Below are 14,117 nucleotides of genomic sequence, written 5' to 3' on the forward strand. Positions count from 1 at the left end.
TGCTGAAGAAGCTGGGCGTCGTCACCGTCGGCGTCTCCGCCGGCCTGCTGGTCGCCGCGCCGTTCGCCTCCGCCAGCGAGGGCGGCCACCACCACGACGGCGAGCACGAGAGCTCCGGCTCCTGCAACGTCACCGGCGGCTCGGCCGAGGCCAACGGCGGCATCGACGGCGACGCGTTCGCCGGCAACCTGCTCGCGCAGGCCCCGGTCGGCGGCGCCAACGTGCTCAACGTCGTCTGCAACGACATCCTCAACGACAACCTCAGCGGCAACGACGTCGACGTCGAGATCGGCGGCGGCCTCCTGCCCGAGGTGCCGCTCCCGCTGTAGGTCCTGACGGACGCCACGACGGCCCGGCCACCGAGCGGTGGCCGGGCCGTCGTGCGTCCGGGGGCCGCACCGGAACGGTGTCGCCCGTTCGGATGTCATGGCGGGTCCGGTCGTGCCGCCGAGGTTGCGCCTTCGTTGATCCGTCCGAGGCGTGCCCGGGTGCTCATCATCCGCTCGGTCCACGCCCGCTCCCCGACAGACATCCCAGGAGTTCGCATGCTGAAGAAGATGGGCGTCATCACCGTCGGCGTCACCGCCGGCCTCATGGCCGCCGCCCCGTTCGCCTCCGCCACCGAGGGCGGGCACCACGACGGCGAGCACGAGAGCTCCGGCTCGTGCAACGTCACCGGCGGCTCGGCCGAGGCCAACGGCGGCATCGACGGCGACGCGCTCGCCGGCAACCTGCTCGCGCAGGCCCCGGTCGGCGGCGCCAACGCCCTGAACATCGTCTGCAACGACATCCTCAACGACAACCTCAGCGGCAACGAGGTCGACGTCAACGTCCTCAGCCCCGAGGAGGAGACCGAGGTGCCGATCGAGCTCCCCGAGCAGCCGGCCTGAGCAGCCCGTCGCGCACCCGAGGGCCCGGCCATCCGATCGGTGGCCGGGCCTTCGTGCGTCCGGAGCACGGAGCAGATTCCTCCGACACCACGGGTTTGCGCCGTGTCGCTTGTCCCTCGTTCGGGGGTCACCCGTTACCCGATCGCTGCACGGGCCGCGTGACGTCGTTGTCCCTCCCGAGGGCGCGGTGCCGTGCGCATCCGGCGTGCGGGTACGCGTCGCGCTCCCCGACGAACCAAGGAGTCGACATGCTGAAGAAGCTGGGCGTCGTCACCGTCGGCGTCTCCGCCGGCCTGCTGGTCGCCGCGCCGTTCGCGTCCGCGCACGAGTCGAGCCACGAGTCCGAGCACGAGAGCCACGAGACGAGCAGCGGGTCGGGCTCGGACTGCAACGTGACCGGCGGCTCGGCCGAGGCCAACGGCGGCATCGACGGCGACGCGGGGTTCGGCAACGTCCTGATGCAGGGCCCCGTGGGCGGCTCGAACCTGGGCAACGTCGTCTGCAACGACATCCTCAACGGCAACCTCAGCGGCAACAGCGTCGACGTCGACCTCGGGGGCGGCCTGCTGCCCGAGCTCCCTGCCTAGGAGCGCGCGACAGCACCACCGCACCGGCCCGGCCACTCCCGCGGGTGGACGGGCCGACGTGCGTCGACGTGGTGCATCGGCGCCGTGTTCCCGGACCTCCATCCCACGATCGGGGGCATCCGGGCGAAAACCGGTAACACCGGGACGACCACCTCGTTGAGCCGTCCGAGCGTGGGGGCGTACTCCCCAGCCATCCGGCCCACGCCGCTCCCCGACACACCTCTGGAGTCCACGTGCTGAAGAAGCTCAGCGTCGTCACCGTCGGCATCTCGGCCGGCCTGATGGTCGCCGCCCCGTTCGCCTCCGCCCACGAGTCGGGCCACGACGGCGAGGGCCACCACGGCGCCGGCGCCGACTGCAACGTCACCGGCGGCTCGGCCGAGGCCAACGGCGGCATCGACGGCGACGCGTTCCTGGGCAACGCGGTCGTGCAGGCCCCGATCGGCGGCGCCAACCTCGCCAACATCGTCTGCAACGACATCCTCAACGACAACCTCAGCGGCAACGTCGTCGACGTGAGCGTGCTCAGCCCGGAGGCCCCCGGGCTCCCCGAGGTCCCCGAGGTCCCGGAGTTCCCCGTCTCCTGAGCGGTTCCTGACGGACCCCGAGGGCCCGGTCACCGCACGGTGGCCGGGCCCTCGGCCGTTCCGGCCCGAAGTTGATCCCCCGTTCGGGTTCATCTCGCCCACGAGGATCACGACGACATCACGGGCTCGTTGAGCCATCCGATACCCACGGCGCCGCGCTCCTCCACCGTCCGGCGCTGGGCACCCCCGACACACCACTGGAGTTCCTCGTGCTGAAGAAGCTGGGCGTCGTCACCGTCGGCGTCACCGCCGGCCTGCTCGCCGCCGCGCCGTTCGCCTCCGCCGAGTCGCACATCGACGAGAACGACAACGTCACGTCCGAGGGCAGCAACATCGGTGTCGACACCGGCAACCGCATCGGCCAGGGCAACGGCCAGGGCAACACGTTCAACGGCGTCGAGGTGCCCGGTCTGCCGGACGCGCCGACCCTGCCCGCGCTGCCGCCGCTCTCCGACTACCTGCCCGAGCTGCCGAGCCAGTTCGAGCTCCCCGGCATCCCGGCCTGAGGCACGCCTCCCGCACGACGACGGGCCCGGTCCACCGCTCGGTGGGCCGGGCCCGTTCGCGTGTCCGGGGTGTCCGCGTCGCCGGGTCAGCGCCCGACGGCCGCCGGGGTGTCAGCGACGTGCCGTCGCGGACGATCAGTGTCCGTGTCCTTCCGTCGATCACCGCGCTCGCCGCTCGCCACGGCCCCGTCCGGCACGACGACGACCGGGCACGGCCCGTCCTCGAACAGCGCCCGGTCGGCGCTCGGCGAGGTGAGCGCGGCCAGCGCCCCACCCCGCGGTCGCCCGACGACGACCGCGCGGGCGTGGTGGCGCCGGGCCACCGCGACCAGCGCGCCCCCGACACCGTCGTGGGCGACGACGGGCGCGAGGGTCTCGGCGGTCACCGTCGCGTCGCGGCCGACGGCCTCCCGGACCGCGGCCAGGGACCGCTCGAGGCCGGGCCCGGCGTCGGTGTCGGCGGCGGCCGCGGCGTCCACCACCGCGCTCTCGGGGACGTGCACGACCACCAGGGGCGCGTCGAGCAGCGTCGCGAGCCGCCCGCCCGTCGCGGCGACGCCCGGTGCGTGCGGCGCCCCGTCGACGGCGACGAGGACCGGGCGCACGGCGTCGCCCCCCGCGCCGTGCGCGGCGTCGTCCGTGGCCGTCACCTCCCCCACCGTCACGTCGCTGGTCTCCGAGCCGGTCTCCACGCGCCGCAGCAGGCGGTGGGCGGTGGCGAGCACCAGCGCCCCGAGTGCGACGACCACCGCGCCCACCCAGAACGGCGTGCTCGGCAGGAACGCCTCGGCGAGGATGCCGGCGATCCACGGCGCGAGCCCGCCGCCGAGGAAGCGCACGAAGCTGTAGGACGCCGAGGCCACCGGGCGCTCGACCGGCGCCACGGACATGACGGCCTGGGTGACCAGCGTGTTGTTGAGACCGATCATCGCGCCGGCGACGATCACCGCGCCGATGACGACGCCCGGGGTGTCGTTCCCGACCGCGATGACGAGCAGGTCGACCGCGAGCAGCCCGAGCACGACGTAGAGGACGCGCACGGTGCCGAAGCGCCGCTCGAGGGCGGGGGCGACGAACACCGCGAAGATCGCGACGAGCACGCCCCAGGCGGTGAAGACGCCGCCCAGGCCGAGCTCGGAGAGCCCGCCCATCGAGTACGGCGAGTACGCGAGCAGCGTGAAGAAGCCCCAGTTGTAGGCGAACGCGGTGAGGGCGTTCGTCGCGAGGCTGCGGTGGCGCAGTGCCCGCAGCGGGTCGAGCAGCCCGATCTTCCGCGCGGGCCTCGGGCTCTTGTCGAGCAGCACCAGCGTGGCGATCAGCGCGACCGCCATGAGCACGGCGACGCCGAAGAACGGCGCTCGCCAGCTCACGGACCCGAGCAGGCCGCCGACCAGCGGGCCGAGCGCGATGCCGACCCCGAGCGCGGTCTCGTAGAGGATGATCGCGCCGGCGAACCCGCCGCTCGCGGAGGCGACGATGACCGCCAGCGAGGTCGCGATGAACAGGGCGTTGCCCAGGCCCCAGCCGGCCCGGAAGCCGACGATCTCGCCGATCGATCCGGACGCCCCGGCGAGGGCGGCGAAGACCACGATGATGGTCAGGCCGGTCAGCAGCGTCGCCTTCGCGCCGATGCGGCTGGAGACCCAGCCGGTGACGAGCATGGCGACCGCGGTGATGAGCAGGTAGCTCGTGAACAGCAGCGAGACCTGCGCGGGCGTGGCCGCGAGCTGCTCGGCGAGCGCGGGCAGGATCGGGTCGACCAGGCCGATCCCCATGAAGCTGATGACGCAGGCGAAGGCGACGGCCCAGACGGCCTTCGGTTGGCGGAACGGGCTGTCGGTGGACGTGCTCACGACGCTCCTCGCGAGAGGTCGACGGGGATCCGGGTCAGGCGGGACAGGGCACCGGCGGCGGCGTCGACGGCGGCGCGGTCCTCGGGGCCGAGCTGGTCGAGGAGGTCCGCCAGCCGCGACGCCCGGCGGGTGCGCCGGGCGAGGAGGACCTCGCGGCCCGCGTCGGTCAGCGTCACGACCACCGCCCGCCGGTCGCCCGGGTCGTCGCCGCGCGTGGCGAGGCCGTCGCGCTCCAGGCGCGTGACCAGCGCGGTCATGCTCGGCTGCGTGATGCCCTCGCGGACGGCGAGGTCGGAGAGGCGCTGGGGCCCGTCGCGGTCGAGCGTCGCGAGCGTCGACGCCGTGGTCAGGCTGATGTCACGGCTCGCGGTGGAGCGGATGACCCACGCCGCGAAGCCGTCGAGCGCGGCGGCGGTGGTCAGGCGCGCGTCGGTCGGTGCGGTCACCAGACCGTTGTATCACCTAACTATATTCTCCGCCGCCGTGGCGATCGCGGTCATGGAGCGTGCGCGATCAGGAGTCGAACGAGAGCAGCGACGGCGAGGACGACCCGGCCTCGCCGAACGAGAGCACCGACGTCGCGCCCGACACCGTGTTCCCGAGGCCGCCGACGACGCCGCCGAGCAGGCCGCCACCACGGCCGCCACCCGAACCGCCGGGGTCCTCGGACGTGCCAGCACCACCCGAGCCGCCCGAACCCCCGGACCCGCCCGAGCCCGATCCCCCGGAGCCGCCGCCGGAGGCCTCCTCGCCGCCCCCGGAGCCCTGGGAGCCGCCGCCTGCGCCGGCGCCGCCACCGCCGGCACGGATCGGGGTGTCGGCGCCGCGCGCGGTGCTCGCCGTGCGCGCGGAGCCCTCGGTGCGGGACGCCCGTCGGACGGGGGTGTCGGCGTCGGCCGCGCCGCCGCGGCCGGCGCCGATCGTGCCGCCGGGCTGCCCGAGGCCGACGGGGTCGCCGGTCAGGGCGAGGTCGAGCACCGGGACCGGGGCCGGCGGCAGGCCGGGCGCGAGGGGCAGCGAGGCCGCGGGGCCCGTGGGACCACCGGCGCCGGGGGCGGGCGGCGCCAGCGGGGCGTCGGAACTCACCGGGCTCATCACCGCCGAGCCGATCCCGATGGCGCCGACGGTGGCGACCAGCGGGAGCGCGCCGAGCGCGACCCGAGCGCGCCCCGAGGACGACGCCCCCATCTGGTGCCTGCCCATGCCCGGCTCTCCGTCCGTTCGTCCGGCCAGTCCGTTCGGTAGGGAGCGCACCACCGATCGAGTGAGCACTCCTCCGGAACGCTCAACGGCCGTCACGGCCGGAGGTTACGGACGCGGGCCGTCCGGGCTTGAGTCCGCCGATGAGGTGAACCCGGGGCGTCACGCCACCCGGGGGCACCGGTTGGACCCGGAGGCGGTCCGGCCACAGACTGTGCGCCCGGCGGACCGTCGACGAGGAGGTCACCACCGTGAAGCAGCTGTCGGGCCTGGACTCGGTGTTCCTGGACGCGGAGGACGATCACCAGTTCACCCACGTCAGCCAGCTGTTGATCCTCGAGCGGCCGGACGCGGACTTCGAGCCCTACCCGGCCTGGCGCCGGCAGCTCGCCGACCGCATCCACCAGCTCGAGCCGCTGCGCCGGCGGCTGGTGGAGGTGCCCTTCGGGCTCGACCACCCGTACTGGATCGCCGACCCGGACTTCGACCTCGACTTCCACGTGCGCCACAGCGCCGTCCCGCCGCCCGGCGGTGACGGGGAGCTCGACGAGCTGGTCGGCCGGCTCGTCGCGGCGCCCATGGACCGCGACCACCCGTTGTGGGTCTCGCACGTCATCGAGGGCCTCGACGACGACCGCTTCGCGATCCTCACGATGATCCACCACAGCGCGGTCGACGGGGCCGCGGGCGCGGACCTGCTCGAGCTCATGCTCGAGGACTCCCCCGACGCCGGCCGTCCCGCCGAGGCCGGGCGGTGGCGCGCCGAGACCCCGCCGTCGACGGCCGAGGTGCTCGCCCGCGCGGCCGTCAACGGTGTCCGGCGCCCCGCCCGCGGGCTGCTGCTCGCGGCCCGCGCCGGCCAGAAGCTGGCCCGCGCGTCGCGCAGCCCGGCGGCGATCGACCTGGCCGACAAGGTCCGCGGCACGCTGCGGGGTCCGCTGGGGTCGGTGCTCAACGCCGGGCGCTCCCGCGACGACGACGGGCGCCTGCCCCGGCTGCCGCCGCTGGTGGCGCCGCGCACCCCGTTCAACCACCCGATCAGCCGGTACCGGCGCTTCGCGCACCGGTCGCTGCCGCTGGCCGAGGTCAAGGCCGTCGGGAAGCAGGCCGGGGCGACGATCAACGACGTCGTCGTCGCCCTGTGCGGGGGCGGGCTGCGGCACTGGCTGACCGAGCGCGGCGAGCTGCCCGACCGGCCGCTGACCGCCCTCATCCCCGTCTCGCTGCGCAGCGGCGACGAGGAGGAGCGCTGGACCAACCGCGTCTCGGGCACCATCGCCGCCCTGCCGACCGACCTCGACGGCCCCCTCGAGCGCCTGCGCGGCGCGCACGAGGCGCTGGACCTCGCCAAGGAGGTCTTCAAGGCGCTGCCCGGGGAGCTCGCGCCCGAGGTCGCGGGGCTCGGGACGCCGCTGGCGACGACGGCGGTCAGCCGGGCGGTGACCCGCTGGTCGACCGCGACGCCCGCGCCGTTCAACCTCGTCGTCTCCAACGTGCCGGGCCCGACCGACCCGCTCTACGTCGGGCCCGCGCCCATGCGCCACTACGTGCCGGTGTCCGCGATCGCCGACGGCGTCGGGCTCAACATCACGGTGCAGAGCTACGTCGACCAGCTCGACATCGGCCTGCTCGCCTGCGCCGAACTGATCCCCGACCTGGCCGACCTCGCCGACGCCGTCGTCGCGGAGTTCGACCTCCTGCGCGACGCGGTCGGGTCCGCGGAGGAGCCCGCGTGACGGCACGGGAGCGCCTGGCGCCGCTGCTCGACGTGCCGCTGCCCGCGGACGTCGGCGCGCCGTACCTCGACCTCGTCGACGGTCGGCCCGGCTCGCGCGGCCGCATCCAGGACCTGTGGGAGTCCGGCGGCGGCGCGGGCTTCTACGACCTGGTGCTCGCCGGCGGCGACCGCGTCCGCGGGCGCGTCCCCGGCCTCGTCGGCGGCGCGGTCGTGCGCGACTTCTACGACGTCGCCCGGCGCCTCGACCTCGTCGGCGGCGAGACCGTGCTCGACCTCGCCTGCGGGCCCGGCACGCTGACCCGGCACCTCGCCGACGCCGTCGGGGCCGACGGGCTGGTGGTGGGCGCCGACCTGTCGCCGCCGATGCTGCGGCGCGCGGCGCGGGCGGTGCGGGCGGCGAACACGGTGTTCGTCCGCGCCGACGCGATGGCGCTGCCGTTGCGCGACGGGGCGGTCGAGGCCGTGTGCTGCTCGCTGTGCCTGCAGCTCGTGCCCGACCTCGACACCGCGCTGGCCCAGATCCGGCGCGTCCTCGCCCCCGGCGGCCGGTTCACCGCCACCGTCCCGACCCACGGTCGCGGCCCGTTGCGCCTCTACACCGAGCTGCTCGCCCGGGGCGGTCAGGCGCGGCTGTTCCACCCCGGCGAGCTGGCCGACGCCCTCGTGCGCCACGGGTTCGTGCGGGTGGCGACGCGGTGGGGGACGCTCATCGAGATCGTGGACGCCGTCGTCCCGGGAGCAGCGCCCCCGCGAGGGTGACGACGCCGGTGGTGGCGGCGACGACGCCGAGCGCGGCGACCACGTCGCTCGGCCGGTGCCAGCCGGCGACCATCGTGGCCACGCCCGCGATCCCGGTGACCGCGGCGGCGGCGAGGGCCGCGAGCGGGCGCAGCGCCCGGGGCACGACCAGCACGAGCGCGACCCCGAGCGACGCCACGAGCGTGACGTGGCCGCTGGGCAGGGAGTTGTCCTCGGCGGAGTCGGGGCGGACGAGGCCCGCCTTGAGCAGCTGGGTCACCACCTGGGCGCCGAGCACCAGCGCGACGACGGCGACGGCCCGGTCGCCCCGGCCGCGGGCCAGCGCCACGCCGCCGAGGACGAGCACCGCGAGCGCGACCGTCGGGACCCCGACGAGCTCGAGCACCCGCAGCCCCTCGCCGCGCAGGCCGACGCCGGTGGCGGTCTCGAGGGCGGCGTCGTCGAGGGCCCGGCCGGCGGGGTCGAGGACGGCGAGCACGTAGGAGCCGACGACCGTCGCGACCCCGAGGAGCACCGCCAGCACGCTCCCGACCCGTCCGCGGGAGGTGGTCGGCCGGTGCGGCGCGTCGAGCAGGGGCACCGTCGGCGCGGCCGCGAGCGGGATCATGGCTCCCACGCTCCGCCCGGGCGGTGTGGGCGGCCTGACGGACGGCTGTGACGGGGCTGAGAACACCGGCGGGCACACGACGACGGCCGGGTCCCGCTCCCCAGGGGACCCGGCCGTCGTCTCGCGAGCCGTCGCTTACCGGTACGCCTCCACCGCGTGTCCGTACACGACGACGTTGTCCTCGTAACTGCGGACGTCGGCGTCGAACTCGCCGCCGCAGGTGATCAGCCGCAGCTCGGGGCCGGGGGTGGCCCCGTAGACCTGCACGGTCGGGAAGGCGTCCTTCGGGACCTCGGCGACGCGGTCGACCGCGTAGACCACCGTGACGCCGTCGGTGCGCTCGACGAGCACCTGGTCACCGGCCTCGACGTCCGAGAGACGGGCGAAGCCGCCCTCCACACCCCCGTAGTCCACGTGCGACGCGTAGACCGCCGGGCCGTCCTGGCCGGGGGCCGCGCCGCCGCGGTAGTGGCCGACGGTCGTGGCGTCCCGCGGGACCTCCAGCCGGCGGTCCTCGGTCTGGCCCAGCTCGGTGAGCTGCCGGGTGTCGACCCCGATCGACGGAATCCGCAGGTTCGCCGTCTCGGCCCAGTCCAGGGGGAGGGCGACCTCGGTGCGCCCGGCCGGCAGGTCGGCGACCGCCGGGCCGGTGCGCGCCGAGGTCGCGCCCACCGTCAGGTAGGCCACCACGGCGACCAGCGCGACGACGAGGAGGACACCGATCGTCGCGCGGGCGGTCCCGCGCTGCTGCGTGCTCTGGTGCTCGGTCGTCGTGGCCATCGTGATCAGCCCTGCCGCGCGGAGCGACGGGCGACGACCAGGCCGGTCGCGCCGAGGCCGGCGACCGCGCCGGCGGCCAGGGCGACCTCGACGGCCGAGGCGCCGGAGCCGGTGCTCCCGTCGCCGGTCGAGACCCCGCCCTCGGGGTAGCTGACGTACTCGACGTGGCCCTCGTCGTCGTCATCGTCGTCGTGGGCCCTGGCCTCGCAGGCCTCGCCGTCGTCGTCACGGTCGAGACGGAACGGGTCGGACGAGTCCCACTCGAGGATGGCGTTGGCCTCGTCGTAGGTCAGCTCGTCGCAGTCGACGTCGTAGCGGTGGCGCCAGTAGGTGCCCCACCACGCGTTCGGGGCGTGGGAGTTGAAGACGTAGGTGTTCGAGAAGTAGTTGCTCTCGTAGACCGTCGTGTTGTTCTCGATCGACGTGTTGTTCTCGATGTCGACCGTCGTGTTGTTCGTCGTCGTCGAGTTGTTGTTCGTCGTGGTGTTGTTGTTCGTCGTGGTGCTGTTGTTCGTCGTCGTGTTGTTGCTGTTGCTGTTCGACGTGTTGTTGCTGTTCGACGTGTTGTTGCTGTTCGACGTCGTGGTGCTGTTGGTCGTCGTGTTGCTCTCGGTGACCGTCACGTCGTTCTGGCTGACACTCGTACTCGAGCGGCCGGCCACCGAGTCGTCGTCGGTGCTGCTGGAGTTCGACGCGCTCGGGGCGGACGTCGCGGTGCTGGAGACGGCAGAGCACTTGTTCTCCGCCTCGCTCCACCGGCCACCCGCGGCGGTGCAGTCCGCCGAGTTCGTCTCGCTACCGGTGGGCGCAGCGAGCGCGAGCCCCGGAGCCATCACCGCCAGTCCCACGCAGCCGGCCAGCACGACCGCGGCGCTGCGGCTGCTCCGACGACCCCTCATCTCCCGCTCCCCTTGTCCGTTCGGCCCGTCCGGTGGGCCGTTCGGCGATGTCTCGCAGGAGGAGCAGCCGTCGTTAGCGGATCTCCGGCGGAGATCCCTGGGATCACTCGATCGTGGCGGCGAACGCCGGTTTCGCCCTCCTGGCCCGCCGCGCGTACCCCTTTGCCGCTCCCGCCGTTACAGCGAACGGGGGAGTCGCCGGTCGACGACCCGGAAGACCATCGGGCGAGCGGATCGGGTCGGGGCATGGGGAACGGACGTCGGCGCGCGGCGAGCGCGCTGGTCGGGCTGGTGGCAGCGGGGATGATCTCGACGGCGGGGGTGGCGGCGGCGTCCGGCCCGATCGATCTCGGGGACCCGGGCGGCAGCATCGGCGACCTCGTCGGCGGCATCGTCGACTCGGTGTCGGGGCTGATCGGCGGCGAGAGCGGCGACCTCCCCGAGATCCCGGAGATCGAGCTCCCGACGCCGACCACGACGACGGGCCCGACCACCACGACCTCGCCGTCGTCGTCGTACCACCCCACCGAGACCCGCTACGTGCCGGTGCCGGTGCCGGTCTACGGCCCGGGCAGCCCGTACTACCGCTACGTGCCGCCGGTGGTCTCGGTCTACGACCTCGACTGCCACGACTTCGCCGACGCCGCCGACGCACAGGCCGTGCTCATCGCCGACCCGTCGGACCCGAACAACCTCGACGGCGACAACGACGGCCGGGCCTGCGACTGGGGCGTCGGACGCGACTACTCCTCCTACACCGGCTACCCGCGCGGCGGCGTCGCGGCGGGCGACGGGTCCGACGAGGGCCCGACCGTCGGCCAGGTGATCTTCCTGGCGATCGCCGGCATCGGCGCCGGTGCCGGCGTCGTCCGCGGTGGCCAGCTGGTCGCCGCTCGGCGGGAGAAGGCCTGACGTGGCCGCTCCGGAGGCACCGCCCGAGAGCCCGTCGGGGGGTAGGGGCATCCTCGACCGGGTGACGGGACGCTTCACCGCGCTGATCCTCGCCCTGCTGGCCGTCGGGGTGCTCGTGGCGTTCGTCAACTCCGGCGGCGAGGAGCCCGCGCCGGCGCGGTCGCTCCCGCCCGCCGAGCGGGTGTCTGTGCCCGTGCCGCTGCCGGCCGCGCAGATCACCGGCCTCGACGTCCCCTCCATCGGGCTGACGACCCAGGACCTCACGAGTCTCGGCCTGCGCGACGACAATTCGCTCGACGTGCCGCGCAGCGCCGCGACCGTCGGCTGGTACCAGCGCAGCGCGAGCCCCGGCGAGGTCGGGCCCGCGGTCCTCGCGGCGCACGTCAACTTCCGCGGCGAGGAGGGCGCGTTCTACCGGCTGGGCCAGATGGCGCCCGGCCAGACCGTCGAGGTCCACCGCGACGACGGCACCACCGCGGTGTTCGCCATCGACCGGGTCGAGCAGGTCGCCAAGGACTCCTTCCCCACCGAGGCGGTCTACGGGCCGACCCCCGACGGCCAGATCCGGCTGATCACCTGCGGGGGCGTGTTCAACGAGCAGACCCGCAGCTACGAGGACAACATCGTCGTCTTCGGGCACCTCACCGAGGCCTACCGCCCGGCGTAGTGGCGACCGCCCGGGCCCCGGTCGGCGCCGAGGCCCGGGCGAGGGCCGCGCGAACCCGGGGGGTGGGTCCGCACGGCCCTCGCGGGAACCGGCCGAGCCGGTCGTCGAGGACCCTCAGGGGGTCGGGCTGCCCAGGTCGTACACGGTGCGCCCGGCGACGTCGGTTGCTGTGAAGTGGGCCCGGACCCACGTCCCGATCTCACCGGTCGTGCCGGCGGCGCCGGGTCCACCGCCCCGTCCTCCGGGACCGCCGCCCTCGACGTAGTAGCGGACCTGGCCGGACGCGACCGCCGCCTGGAACTCGGCAAGGGTCGGCGCGGGGTCGCTGCCCGTGAAGCCGCCCAGGGCCATGACGGGCGCACCGCTCGCGAGCTGGAGCGAGGCGGCGCTCTGGGCGCCGGTCGTGGCCGCCGCCCAGCGGGTGCCCGCGCCCTGCAGCAGGGCCACGAGCTGCGGCGACGGCGTCTCGCCCTCCGGGCCGCGGCGGGCGCCCCCGTCACGCTGACCGCTCGGGCCGCCCATCGATCCACCGGGGCCGGCGCTGACGATCGAGCCCTGGTGCGGGGTGAGCGCGGTCTGCGCGGCGAACGCCGTCGACGCCCCGAGCACGGCGACCAGGGCGGCGAGCACCCCCACGGTCGCCACCCGCGTCCAGCGCGCCCGCGGGACCAGCACCGCGACCGTCCCCAGCACCCCGGCGACGAGCAGCACCCAGCGCGCCCACGGCTGCCAGTCGTGCTGCGTGAGCACCACGGCGCTCCAGGCCGCCGTACCGGCGACGACGACCGCGAGGACGACGCGGCTCCACACCGCGTCGCGGCGGCGCCAGAGCACGGAGGCGCCGACGGCGGTCGTGAGCGCGATCCCGGGAGCGAGGGCGACGACGTAGTAGGGATGGATGATCCCGCTCATCGCGCTGAAGACGACGGCGTGCACCAGCATCCAGGTGCCGCCGAGGACGAGCAGGCCGCGGGTGCGGTCGGTGCGCGGGGCGCGGCGCAGCGCCCACAGCGCGGCGACGAGCAGGACCAGCGCGGCCGGGAGCAGCCACGACGCCTGACCCGAGAACTCCGTCGTGAACAGTCGCTCGACGCCGGGCGAGCCGCCGAAGCCGCCGCCGCCCGGACCGCCCGCACCGGGGGGTGGGCCGCCGCCGGGGCCCCCGGGCGTGCCGCTCGGACTCCCGCCTCCCTCGTTGCCCAGGATGCGGCCCAGGCCGTTGTAGCCGAGGGCGAGCTCGAGCAGGGAGTTGGTCGTCGACCCGCCGATGTAGGGCCGCGACGACGCCGGCCACAGCTCGACGAGCGCGACGTACCAGCCCGCCGACACGACCATGGCCGCGCCGCCGGCGAGCAGGTCGCCGACGCGCCGCGACGGCCGCGACGGGGCGACGACGAGGACCGTGAGCGCCAGTGCCGGGACGACGAGCAGCACCTGCAGCTGCTTGGTGAGGAAGCCGAGGCCGACCAGCGCGCCGGTCGCGACGAGCCACCACGTCCCGGCGCGGCGGCCGGCGGCGTCGACGGCGCGGGTCGTGGTGTACGCCGCGGCGACCATCACCAGCACGAGCAGGGCGTCGGGATTGTCGAAGCGGAACATCAGCACCGCCACCGGCGTCGCCGCGAGCAGCGCCGCGGCCGCGAGCGCCGTGCGCGGGCCGGACCAGCGGCGCACGGTCAGGTAGAGCAGCCCGACCGACGCGACGCCCATCAGCGCCTGCGGGGCGAGCAGGGACCAGCTCGAGAACCCGAAGATCCGTCCCGACAGCACCATGACCCACAGCGCGGCCGGGGGCTTGTCGACGGTGATGAGACCCGGCGCGTCGAGCGCGCCGAACAGCCAGGCCGTCCACGACTGCGTGCCGGCCTGCACCGCGGCGGCGTAGAAGGAGTTCGCCCAGCCCGACGCGCCCAGGTCCCACAGGTAGGTCACGGCGGTGGCGGCGAGCAGACCGAGCAGCGCCGGCCGGACCCAGCGCGGGTCCCCCGCCCGCCCCCGCCACGCGCGTCGGGGCCACGAGGGGCGTGGCTGCGGAGAGGTGGCGGCGGGTGGCGCGACGACGTCGGGGGCGGTCGCGGTGGTCATCGGGGCTCCGGTCTCGTGATCGAAGGAGGAATACGGACACTGGACGT

Annotated in this window: 16 protein-coding genes; 9 read left to right on the forward strand and 7 right to left on the reverse strand. The window is 74.8% G+C overall.

Going from position 1 to position 14,117, the window contains the following annotated elements; genetic code table 11:
* From PH190_RS26470 to PH190_RS26490, 5 genes are all read left to right on the forward strand, one after another.
* A partial coding sequence (locus tag PH190_RS26470; protein WP_337993859.1) for a hypothetical protein occupies positions 1-329 on the forward strand: 329 nt, incomplete at its 5' end.
* Between the two features lie 216 nt (positions 330-545).
* Positions 546-890 (forward strand): hypothetical protein, encoded by a 345-nt coding sequence (locus tag PH190_RS26475; RefSeq protein ID WP_274234533.1) that lies wholly within the window; start codon positions 546-548, stop codon positions 888-890.
* 248 nt (positions 891-1,138) lie between these two features.
* Positions 1,139-1,477, forward strand: a complete 339-nt coding sequence (locus tag PH190_RS26480; RefSeq protein WP_274234534.1) for a hypothetical protein — start codon at positions 1,139-1,141, stop codon at positions 1,475-1,477.
* Positions 1,478-1,710: 233 nt separating this feature from the next.
* Positions 1,711-2,064: a hypothetical protein gene (locus tag PH190_RS26485; protein WP_274234535.1), complete on the forward strand. Its 354-nt coding sequence runs from the start codon at positions 1,711-1,713 to the stop codon at positions 2,062-2,064.
* A gap of 209 nt (positions 2,065-2,273) precedes the next feature.
* Positions 2,274-2,570: a hypothetical protein gene (locus tag PH190_RS26490; protein WP_274234536.1), complete on the forward strand. Its 297-nt coding sequence runs from the start codon at positions 2,274-2,276 to the stop codon at positions 2,568-2,570.
* A gap of 86 nt (positions 2,571-2,656) precedes the next feature.
* Here the strand turns inward: PH190_RS26490 and PH190_RS26495 are convergent, their stop codons facing one another.
* The 3 genes from PH190_RS26495 to PH190_RS26505 all read right to left on the reverse strand — a co-directional run bounded on the left by PH190_RS26495 (position 2,657) and on the right by PH190_RS26505 (position 5,626).
* Complete coding sequence (locus PH190_RS26495) at positions 2,657-4,423, reverse strand: MFS transporter (protein ID WP_274234537.1); 1,767 nt, start codon at positions 4,421-4,423, stop codon at positions 2,657-2,659.
* Positions 4,420-4,869 (reverse strand): MarR family transcriptional regulator, encoded by a 450-nt coding sequence (locus PH190_RS26500; protein WP_274234538.1) that lies wholly within the window; start codon positions 4,867-4,869, stop codon positions 4,420-4,422. The genes PH190_RS26495 and PH190_RS26500 overlap by 4 nt, the downstream gene beginning before the upstream one ends.
* Before the next feature lie 67 nt (positions 4,870-4,936).
* Positions 4,937-5,626, reverse strand: a complete 690-nt coding sequence (locus PH190_RS26505; RefSeq protein WP_274234539.1) for a hypothetical protein — start codon at positions 5,624-5,626, stop codon at positions 4,937-4,939.
* Positions 5,627-5,874: 248 nt separating this feature from the next.
* Here PH190_RS26505 and PH190_RS26510 point away from each other — a divergent pair, with 248 nt between their 5' ends.
* Together PH190_RS26510 and PH190_RS26515 are read left to right on the forward strand one after the other, a co-directional pair.
* Entirely contained in the window at positions 5,875-7,359 is a 1,485-nt protein-coding gene (locus PH190_RS26510; RefSeq protein WP_274234540.1) for a WS/DGAT/MGAT family O-acyltransferase, read from the forward strand.
* Entirely contained in the window at positions 7,356-8,120 is a 765-nt protein-coding gene (locus tag PH190_RS26515; protein WP_274234541.1) for a class I SAM-dependent methyltransferase, read from the forward strand. The genes PH190_RS26510 and PH190_RS26515 overlap by 4 nt, the downstream gene beginning before the upstream one ends.
* On the opposite strand, the gene PH190_RS26520 is transcribed toward PH190_RS26515, so the two are convergent.
* The 3 genes from PH190_RS26520 to PH190_RS26530 all read right to left on the reverse strand — a co-directional run bounded on the left by PH190_RS26520 (position 8,068) and on the right by PH190_RS26530 (position 10,406).
* A complete protein-coding gene (locus PH190_RS26520) occupies positions 8,068-8,727 on the reverse strand; it encodes a phosphatase PAP2 family protein (protein WP_274234542.1) in 660 nt (219 codons plus the stop codon). The genes PH190_RS26515 and PH190_RS26520 overlap by 53 nt on opposite strands.
* A 135-nt stretch (positions 8,728-8,862) precedes the next feature.
* A complete protein-coding gene (locus PH190_RS26525; RefSeq protein WP_274234543.1) occupies positions 8,863-9,507 on the reverse strand; it encodes a sortase domain-containing protein in 645 nt (214 codons plus the stop codon).
* 5 nt (positions 9,508-9,512) lie between these two features.
* The gene (locus tag PH190_RS26530; RefSeq protein ID WP_274234544.1) at positions 9,513-10,406 is read right to left on the reverse strand and encodes a hypothetical protein; all 894 of its coding nucleotides are present in this window, start codon (positions 10,404-10,406) and stop codon (positions 9,513-9,515) included.
* A 246-nt stretch (positions 10,407-10,652) separates the two neighbouring features.
* Here PH190_RS26530 and PH190_RS26535 point away from each other — a divergent pair, with 246 nt between their 5' ends.
* Both PH190_RS26535 and PH190_RS26540 read left to right on the forward strand, forming a co-directional pair.
* Positions 10,653-11,318 carry a hypothetical protein gene (locus PH190_RS26535; RefSeq protein WP_274234545.1) on the forward strand — a complete coding sequence of 222 codons (666 nt, stop codon included), beginning with the start codon at positions 10,653-10,655 and terminating at the stop codon, positions 11,316-11,318.
* A 61-nt stretch (positions 11,319-11,379) separates the two neighbouring features.
* On the forward strand, positions 11,380-11,985 hold the full coding sequence (locus PH190_RS26540; protein ID WP_274234546.1) for a class F sortase: 606 nt from the start codon (positions 11,380-11,382) through the stop codon (positions 11,983-11,985).
* A gap of 114 nt (positions 11,986-12,099) precedes the next feature.
* Here the strand turns inward: PH190_RS26540 and PH190_RS26545 are convergent, their stop codons facing one another.
* Positions 12,100-14,070, reverse strand: coding sequence for an ArnT family glycosyltransferase (locus PH190_RS26545; protein WP_274234547.1), 1,971 nt, complete (start codon positions 14,068-14,070; stop codon positions 12,100-12,102).
* Between the last annotated feature and the right edge of the window lie 47 nt (positions 14,071-14,117).

Source organism: Actinomycetospora straminea (genome assembly GCF_028737255.1).
Classification (GTDB): domain Bacteria; phylum Actinomycetota; class Actinomycetes; order Mycobacteriales; family Pseudonocardiaceae; genus Actinomycetospora; species Actinomycetospora straminea.

Excerpts from the sequence above, each read along its gene's own strand:
- PH190_RS26475 (WP_274234533.1), top strand. The coding sequence starts at position 546 with ATGCTGAAGAAGATGGGCGTCATCACCGTCGGCGTCACCGCCGGCCTC.
- PH190_RS26480 (WP_274234534.1), top strand. The coding sequence starts at position 1,139 with ATGCTGAAGAAGCTGGGCGTCGTCACCGTCGGCGTCTCCGCCGGCCTG.
- PH190_RS26505 (WP_274234539.1), bottom strand. The coding sequence starts at position 5,626 with ATGGGCAGGCACCAGATGGGGGCGTCGTCCTCGGGGCGCGCTCGGGTC.
- PH190_RS26520 (WP_274234542.1), bottom strand. The coding sequence starts at position 8,727 with ATGATCCCGCTCGCGGCCGCGCCGACGGTGCCCCTGCTCGACGCGCCG.
- PH190_RS26525 (WP_274234543.1), bottom strand. The coding sequence starts at position 9,507 with ATGGCCACGACGACCGAGCACCAGAGCACGCAGCAGCGCGGGACCGCC.
- PH190_RS26530 (WP_274234544.1), bottom strand. The coding sequence starts at position 10,406 with ATGAGGGGTCGTCGGAGCAGCCGCAGCGCCGCGGTCGTGCTGGCCGGC.
- PH190_RS26535 (WP_274234545.1), top strand. The coding sequence starts at position 10,653 with ATGGGGAACGGACGTCGGCGCGCGGCGAGCGCGCTGGTCGGGCTGGTG.
- PH190_RS26545 (WP_274234547.1), bottom strand. The coding sequence starts at position 14,070 with ATGACCACCGCGACCGCCCCCGACGTCGTCGCGCCACCCGCCGCCACC.